Genomic DNA, 6,502 nt, shown 5'->3' with positions numbered 1-6,502 from the left:
CCGGCGGGACGCCGGCGCTACTCGCGCAATCGCTCGGAATGACAAATCACAGGCCACTAGGTCGTCACCGCTTTTACGTCGTCCGACTTTCCTTCGTAGAGATAGGTCTCCGGCTGCGCGGTCTTCTCCGCGGGCAGCGACATGGCAAGCAACTCGATCTGCCATTGCGGGTGAACGACGAACTCACGAACGCTGGCGGGAACGACGACGGCTTCGCCGCGCGAGAACGCGACTGGCTCGTGTCCGGGCGCCTCGAGACGCGCGCCGCCCTCGAGCGCGACCAGGATTTGCGGAGACACACCGAGAGGGGAGTCGCCTGCGCTGGCGGGCGGCGCCCAAGCGTCGCCACGGCCGAGCTTGCGCTGCTCCACGCGGAAGCACGGCGAGCTGATGAGCGTGGCCGAACCGTCTTGGCGCCGCACTTTGCCCGCGTGCGTCTTTTCTTTGGTGGCGGCTAGACCTTCTTCCACGTGCAGTGGGCGCGGGCGTCCGTAATCGTAGAGGCGATAGGTGGTGTCGGAATTCTGCTGCGTCTCGACCAGGATGGAGCCCGGGCCGATGGCGTGGACGGTGCCGGCCTCGACGTAGATCATGTCGCCGGCATGGACGTCGAGCCAGTTGAGCAACGCCTCGGCGCGCTTCTCGGCGATGGCGCGCCGGAGGTCGTCACGCGTGGTGCCCGGTTTCAGTCCGAGGCCGACCTGCGCGCCCGGTTCCGCGGCGAGCACGTACCAGCATTCCGTCTTGCCGCTGGGCTGGCCGATGCGGCGTGCGCCCTCGTCATCGGGATGGACCTGCACGGAAAGTTTTTCGCGCGGGAAGAGGAACTTGATGAGCAGCGGAAAGCGGCCGGGGACGGGCGCGGCGCTGCCGGTGAGTTGCGCGCCGAATTCCTTCGCCAGATCACCGAGCGTCCGGCCACGCAGAGGGCCGTTGGCGCTGCGGCAGGCGTCCCCGGTAAGCCAGGCCTCGCCGATGGGCTCGCCGTCGCCGTCACCCACCCGCTTGTCATAGATGGGCGCGAGGTCACGCGCGCCCCAGGGACGCTCGTGGAACTCCGGCAGCAACAGCAATGGATACAGTTCGGGCATGGGGAAGCCGGGGCCGTGCGCAGCAGCGAAGATGATGCGAGGCCGAGCTGCTGCTGCTTAGCTTAGAGCGTATTGTAGCGGCCAGTTGCCAGGAACGGCAGTACTCAGTACCCGGTACCCAGTACTCAGTGGCGGATTCAGAGCGCGGCGAAGAACTGCTTCATGCGCTCGAGGCCGCGGTCGATCTCGCTCTCCTTGGTCGCGTAGGAGATGCGGATGTGCTCGCGCGTCCCAAAGGCCTCGCCCGGCACGGTGACGACGCCGCCTTGGCGAAGCAGGCCGCCGGCAATGTCCGCCGCCGTCTTCACGCTGCCGCGCCCGAAGTACTCCGAGACGTTGGGATAGACGTAGAACGCGCCGTGCGGCTTGTTGCACTTGACGCCGGGGATCTCACACAGGCCGGCGACGATGCGGTCGCGCAGCGCGATGTACTCGGTGCGCATGTCGTCGATGCACTCCTGGCTGCTGGTGAGCGCGGCGATGCCGGCCTTCTGCACGATGGAGGTGGGATTCGAAGTCGACTGGCTCTGCAGTTTCTGGATGGCAGCGGCGATGGGCGCGGGCGCGAGGGTGTAGCCGAGGCGCCATCCCGTCATGGAGTAAGTCTTCGAGAGCGAGCCGATGATGATGATGTGCTCTTTCGCGGCGACACGCTCGCCCACCGAGGTGGCCTTGCCGGCGTAGTTCAGATAGACGTAGCACTCGTCGGAGATCACGTAGATGCCCTGCTCGTGCGCGAGCTTGACGATGGCGTCCTGATCGGCGGCAGACATCACCGCGCCCGAGGGATTCGAGGGCGAGTTCAGGATGATGGCCTTGGTCCGCGGGGTGATGGCGCGCTCGACCATCTGGGCGGTCAGGCGGAAGCCTTGTGCTTCGTCGCACTCCACATAGATAGGCTTGCCGCCGGCGTATTGGACGATGTCCTTGAACGAGACCCAGTAAGGCACGGGGACGATGACTTCGTCGCCGTGCTCGATGAGCACCTGGATGGCGTTGAAGAGCGCGTGCTTGCCGCCGACCGAGGCGATGCACTCCTCGCGCGTGTAATGCGAACCGAAATCCTCTTTGTGGCGGTGGACGATGGCGTCGCGCAACTCGGCGGTGCCGGCCACGGGCGTGTAGCGCGTGAAATTATTCTGGATAGCGGCGATGGCCGCCTGCTTGATGTGCGCCGGAGTATGGAAATGCGGCTCGCCCGCGCCGAAGTCGACGAGGTCCACGCCGGTCGAGCGCAGCTTCTCGGCCTCGGCGACCACGGCCATGGTGGCCGAGGTCTCGATGCGGTTGATGCGCGCGGTGAGTTGCTGCTTGGCTGTCGACTTTCCTTCGGTCTTGGACTCGGCTTGTGCTGGCGTCATTTCCGTCCCCTCACGGGCTTGATCTTTTGCTGCAGGCGTTGCTCCACCAGTTCCGGCACCAGTCCGCGGATGGACCCGCCGAGCCGGTAGATCTCTTTGACGAGGCGCGAGCTGAGGTAGGAGTAGGCCTCGGCAGGCATCATGAATACGGTCTCGATCTGCGGATCGAGTTTGCGGTTCATCAGCGCCATCTGCAGCTCGTACTCGTAGTCGCTGATGGCGCGGATGCCGCGCAAGACGGCACGCGCGCCTTTCGAGCGAGCGTAGTCCACCAGGAGTCCGTCGAAGGTATCGATGCGGACGTTGGCGAAGCCCTTGGTCATGCGCAGCAGGACTTCTTTGCGCTCGCCGAGGGTGAAGAGCGGATCCTTCTCGGGGTTACGGAGGATACCGACGATGAGCTCGTCGAAGACCTTGCTGCCACGCTGGATGAGGTCGAGATGCCCGTTGGTCAGCGGGTCGAACGTCCCAGGATAGATGGCGATGACCTTCTTCAAAATCCCTCAGGGGAGCGTGGGCGTCACCGCGATTGTATGGCGATTGCTTGTGCAGGGGCAATGAAAGAAAGTCGGAATGAAAATGAACGAAGTTCAGCGCCGGCGAGCGGGGCGTTTCTTGCGGTGCGAGGTCCCTACTTTTTGCCTGATGCGGCTTTCTCTTGAGCGATGGGAGTAGGGGCGGTCGCGGCCTGCGCCTGCGGCTTCTCGCCCGGCACGGGCAAGCCGAGTTTCGCGCGGACGTCATGCTCGAGCTTGACCATGATGTCCTTGTTGTCCTTGAGGAACTGCTTCGAGTTCTCGCGTCCTTGTCCGATGCGCTCGCCCTTGTAGCTAAACCAGGCGCCGGATTTTTCGATGATCTCGTGCAGCACGCCAATGTCGAGCAGGTCACCTTCGCGCGAGATACCCTCGCCATACATCATGTCGAACTCAGCCTCGCGGAAGGGCGCGGCGACCTTGTTCTTCACGACCTTGAGGCGGGTGCGCGAGCCGATGACGACGTCGCCATCTTTGATGGCGGCGATGCGGCGGATGTCGAGACGGACCGAAGAATAGAACTTGAGCGCGCGACCGCCGGTGGTGGTCTCGGGATTGCCGAACATCACGCCGATCTTCTCGCGGATCTGGTTAATAAAGATGAGGCAGGTCCGCGACTTCGAGACCGTGCCGGTGAGCTTGCGCAGCGCTTGCGACATCAGGCGCGCCTGCAGTCCCATGTGGCTGTCGCCCATCTCGCCATCGAGTTCGGCCTTGGGCACGAGCGCGGCGACGGAATCGACGACCAGCACGTCGAGCGCGCCCGAGCGGACGAGCGCCTCGGTGATCTCGAGCGCCTGCTCGCCGTAGTCAGGCTGCGAGACCAGCAGGTTGTCGGTGTCCACGCCAAGCTTGCGGGCGTAGGCGGGATCGAGGGCGTGTTCGGCGTCGACGAATGCGGCCATGCCGCCGGTCTTCTGCGCTTCGGCGATGACCTGGAGCGCGAGCGTGGTCTTGCCAGAGGATTCCGGCCCGAAGATCTCGACCACGCGGCCGCGGGGCACGCCGCCCACGCCAAGCGCGGCGTCGCAGGAGATGGAGCCGGTGGAGATCACGGCGATGGGAACGATCGCCTCTTTGCTGCCCAGACGCATGATCGAACCTTTGCCAAACTGTTTCTCGATCTGCGCAAGTGCCAGGTCGATCGCTTTACCACGCTCGTCTGCCATAAGTGCTCCTTGAGTATCTGTGCCGCTGCTCTGGCGCGTTTTGACGTTCTACTCCGCCCGGCAGCCTTCCCGGACCGGGAACCGCATCTTGTTCCAAAATCACGACAAAGCGCATTCTAGCCCAAATCTAGTCATTAGGCGAATAAAACACGAATCCAAGGACGGCTAACCCGCTTGATGCTCCCCACATCTACTTGGAAGCCGCTTCGATTTGGTGTATCACTATGCCTAAGCCCATGGCTACTTCCTCGCATAAGCCACAACCCGATCCGGTCGAGAACGAAGCTGGGGCCACGGCTTCCGCGATAAGCCGGAAGGCCGACAGCCTCTCGCCGGAAGAGCGCCGAGCCCGCCATGAGGCGACGTTGGAGTTGGCGGCTAAGATCGCCCGGCGCGGACCTTCCGGAAAGCGCTGACTTTAGCTTCAATCTCTTCCACACTGAAATCCCAAATGCGCAGCAGTTCGCGCAAGTCATTCTCCGTGCCGTGACGATAGATCTCAAGGACCGCTGCTTCGCGCTCCCTCTGGTCCCGTTCTGCAGCTGTATCGACCGGCCGCTTGCGCCCGCGGCTGCGCTCCTCCCGCAACACGTCGCGTAAGTCATCCTCGCGGCTCATCGTTGTAACAGGTCCACGGGCTGGCTGATGTCGTGCACCCGGAAGAGCTTGCCGAGCGCGGGATAGCGCTTCGCCACCTGCTCGTACATCTGATACGCGACCTCACGGTACGACCAGTGCCCCGCCGGCGTGGTGCGCAGCTCGGCGATGTAGAGCGCCTCGGCGAAATCCATCTTGAACAGGGTACGTTTGCGGAAGGCGAGCGGGATGAGGTACTGCGCGCTCTCCGCCGCCTCGGGCGCGTTTCTCGCCGCCAGCGCCTTGACTGTCTCGGTGGCGCGTTTCATCGAGACCCCGAAGCGCGGCTGCAGGCCGGCCGGGATCAGATCGTGCGGGATGGCGTAGCCGTGGGCGGTGGTGAACTCCTGCTCGATCTGGACGCAGCGCCGGTGACGGTGCAGATCGCGGAAGCCGCCGATATCCATGAGGATGTCGAAGCGGAAGGCCTGACCGGCGGAGAACGGGCGCAGCAGTTCGTCGTGTTTGCCGCGGTGCTTCGTCCCCAGCGCGATGATCTCGTGCCAGTAGCCAGCGGGACGCGCCATCACCTGGTCGCGCAGTTGGCGGTAGGGGTAGTGGCAATGCCCGTAGAGCAGCGTGGTGGCGAGTTCCACGTCGAGCGGTTCGTCGTCGAGCAGGTCGACCAGCGACACCTTCTCGCTGGCGAGGGTGTTGCCGGCGGGATCGCGCATCAACTCGGCGGCCGCCTGCGCCAGCTCTTTGCGCGTCTCCATGTCATAAACGTTGGGGGTCGTGTACTTCACCAGCGTGGGCGCGACCCTCACCGGCTTCAGCAGCTCGCTCTCGGCCCGTTGCGCCAAGCCATGGTTGACGGCGCGGATCTCTTCGATCAGCTTCTTCCAGGTCGCATGATTCACGTTGTAAGCGGGCGTGCGCGCGGCCTCGCGCAACAGCTCGCCGAGCTGGCGGATCTCGCCATGGGAGTGCGAGAGCAGCCGCGAGATCTGCGACTCGAGGGTGCGCGCGTTCACGATCTGTCCGAGCGAGGTGTTGGTGGCCAGCGGCAGCAGGTAGCGCGAGATATCGAAGGCGCGCGCCTTGAGCGTGCGATCGTAGGCAGCTTGCTCCATCTCCGCCGGCTTGGCCGTCTTCTCGGCCAGGTGGGTGAACATCGCCTCGGAGATGCCGATGTACTCGGTGAAGAGGAAGTCAGCGGTATCGGTGTAGAGCTTGCGTGCGGCGTCGTCTGCGCCAAAGTCAGGCGTGTAATAGCCGGACTTCTTGAAATTCTGGTAGCGGGTGGAGCGCTCCTGGCCGTCCCAACGCTGCTCATCCACCAACTCGATGGCGGCGAGGATGGAGAGCCGCTCGATGGCGAAGGCGATGTGCGCCAGGTCGGCGATGGAGCGATGTCCGTACTGGAAATAGAAGGTGTTGAGGAACTGCTCCGCCTTGGAATCGCTGATCTCCTGCAGCGACTCCTTCATCGAGAGTGCGGAGCGGGAGTATTTGGCCATGGCGTAGGCCTGCACCTCGGGCTCGACGCCGTGGACGGCAAAAACGTTCACGCTGGAAGCGGCGGCGGGATCGGGGGCAGGTTGGGCCTTCGGCATTTTTCCGTCGGACATCTCTGGGGAAGCCGATGTTACCGAGCCGCGTTGTGGAATAGCAATCTTCATTTCGCCGCGGGTACTTGACCGCGGAGCACGCAGGGAGCGCAGAGGAGGAAAAGCATAACCACGAAGGTCACGAAGGAACACGAAGGG

6 protein-coding genes are annotated in these 6,502 nt (G+C 63.9%); all 6 read right to left on the bottom strand.

Annotation, left to right across the window (positions count from 1 at the left end):
- Nucleotides 1-56: 56 nt before the first annotated feature.
- Nucleotides 57-1,091, bottom strand: a complete 1,035-nt coding sequence (locus tag M3P27_04995) for a class I mannose-6-phosphate isomerase (protein ID MDP9267667.1) — start codon at nucleotides 1,089-1,091, stop codon at nucleotides 57-59.
- A 137-nt stretch (nucleotides 1,092-1,228) separates the two neighbouring features.
- A complete protein-coding gene (locus tag M3P27_04990) occupies nucleotides 1,229-2,452 on the bottom strand; it encodes a pyridoxal phosphate-dependent aminotransferase (protein ID MDP9267666.1) in 1,224 nt (407 codons plus the stop codon).
- Nucleotides 2,449-2,949, bottom strand: coding sequence for a pantetheine-phosphate adenylyltransferase (gene coaD, locus M3P27_04985; protein MDP9267665.1), 501 nt, complete (start codon nucleotides 2,947-2,949; stop codon nucleotides 2,449-2,451). Before coaD ends, M3P27_04990 begins: the two co-directional genes overlap by 4 nt.
- A 134-nt stretch (nucleotides 2,950-3,083) precedes the next feature.
- Complete coding sequence (gene recA / locus M3P27_04980) at nucleotides 3,084-4,157, bottom strand: recombinase RecA (protein MDP9267664.1); 1,074 nt, start codon at nucleotides 4,155-4,157, stop codon at nucleotides 3,084-3,086.
- Nucleotides 4,158-4,535: 378 nt separating this feature from the next.
- Nucleotides 4,536-4,775: a hypothetical protein gene (locus tag M3P27_04975; GenBank protein ID MDP9267663.1), complete on the bottom strand. Its 240-nt coding sequence runs from the start codon at nucleotides 4,773-4,775 to the stop codon at nucleotides 4,536-4,538.
- Entirely contained in the window at nucleotides 4,772-6,349 is a 1,578-nt protein-coding gene (locus M3P27_04970) for an FAD-dependent thymidylate synthase (protein MDP9267662.1), read from the bottom strand. The genes M3P27_04975 and M3P27_04970 overlap by 4 nt, the downstream gene beginning before the upstream one ends.
- Nucleotides 6,350-6,502 lie beyond the last annotated feature (153 nt).

Source organism: Acidobacteriota bacterium (assembly GCA_030774055.1).
Classification (GTDB): Bacteria; Acidobacteriota; Terriglobia; order Terriglobales; family Acidobacteriaceae; genus JACPNR01.
Note: the sequence above shows the minus strand (reverse complement) of the source record. Positions and strands in the feature narration are given on the sequence as shown.